Below are 790 nucleotides of genomic sequence, written 5' to 3' on the forward strand. Positions count from 1 at the left end.
GTCTGATGATCATCAACGATGCAGGCTCACCAGACATTTCTTCTCGTAAGAATTTAAAAGTTAACTCTGACGGTTCGATTGACGTTTATTACGGTCCAAAGCCAGTGAAAGGTTATGAGAACAACTGGGTACAAACGAACCCAGGAGAAGGTTGGTTTACGTATTTCCGCTTCTACGCCCCAACAGAGAAAATGTTCGATAAGAGCTAGACGATGAGTGATATCGAACTCGTCAAATAAGAACATTGGTATCAATATAGGGAAACACACGTTTCCCTGAGTTATACCATGGCACCTCAAAACTGAGATTGTCTGTTGTAAAATTAAGCTCGGCTACAGGACTGTTTTACCTGTGGCTGAGCTTTTTACTAAATAAACAAGACTTATCAACTGGCTAAGTCTTGAGAATAATCTGATGGCGCGTTTTCCAACTTTCCAGTTGTTTATTGGCTGAAACACAGAACATTTACTGTTGAGATATTGAACGCAAATATCGTGTAGTCAAAGGTGGAATATCTTGTCAGAATGTCCTTACTTATTTTTAATTAATCAATTTAAAACATATAGTTAATTGTCATTTCGCTAAAGTTCGAAATTTGACTTTTTTGCTGATCAATTTAGTCTGGCTTTCCAATTAGAGGAAGCATTTATGTTCAGCATTCTAAGAAAAATAATCATACTTACCGCAACCGTAACCAGCCTTGCGGTTTCCTTTAATGCGCTTGCGAAAGAAAATACAAAAGACAGCATCGTAGTCGGCGTTATCACACAAAACGACTCTTCAAATTCCG

1 protein-coding gene is annotated in these 790 nt (G+C 38.1%); it reads left to right on the forward strand.

Annotation, left to right across the window (positions count from 1 at the left end; all coding sequences use genetic code 11):
- On the forward strand, positions 1-209 hold a 209-nt coding region (locus R7Q09_RS25020; RefSeq protein ID WP_318143807.1), incomplete at its 5' end, for a DUF1214 domain-containing protein.
- Positions 210-790 lie beyond the last annotated feature (581 nt).

It is taken from the genome of Vibrio sp. 2130-1 (genome assembly GCF_033339515.1).